The sequence below is a fragment of the Facklamia sp. P12955 genome, from assembly GCF_050409565.1.
Classification (GTDB): domain Bacteria; phylum Bacillota; class Bacilli; order Lactobacillales; family Aerococcaceae; genus Facklamia.
This window is the reverse complement of record NZ_JBNUPF010000068.1, coordinates 1-528: the sequence shown is the minus strand read 5'-3', so window position 1 is coordinate 528 and position 528 is coordinate 1. Positions and strand designations below refer to the sequence as shown.

The 528-nt window shown below is 39.8% G+C and carries 1 protein-coding gene; it reads right to left on the bottom strand.

Annotation, left to right across the window (positions count from 1 at the left end; all coding sequences use genetic code 11):
• A partial coding sequence (locus ACQV2G_RS09160; protein WP_428876651.1) for an Ig domain-containing protein occupies nt 1-528 on the bottom strand: 528 nt, incomplete at both ends.

Below are 528 nucleotides of genomic sequence, written 5' to 3'. Positions count from 1 at the left end.
ACTGTTTGGATCTTTTGGATCTGATCCTGCTTCTATTTCCTTATCATCTGGAATTCCATCACCATCATCATCTGGATCTGTTATATCAGGATCTCCATCGCCATCTGTATCGCGTTGAACTACTATATCAAATGTTTTTGTAGTAGATAATCCTTTTTCATCAGTTGCTTTTACAGTTACTGTGAATGTTCTTTCTTCCTCTACTGCTCCCCAGTCATTAACTTTTGGTGTTCCACTGATTGTTCCTGTTTGTCCATCTACTGTTACACCTTCTGGTAATCCACTTACTTCTACTTTTGCGTTTTCCGATGCTTCTGGTGTTACTGGATTAATAGCATTTCCTTCCACTACTGTTTGTTTGGCAATATCTCCCAGTGTTGGAGGGGTTAGAATTTCTGTGCTTGGAATACTGTTTGGATCTTTTGGATCTGATCCTGCTTCTATTTCCTTATCATCTGGAATTCCATCACCATCATCATCTGGATCTGTTATATCAGGATCTCCATCGCCATCTGTATCGCGTTGAAC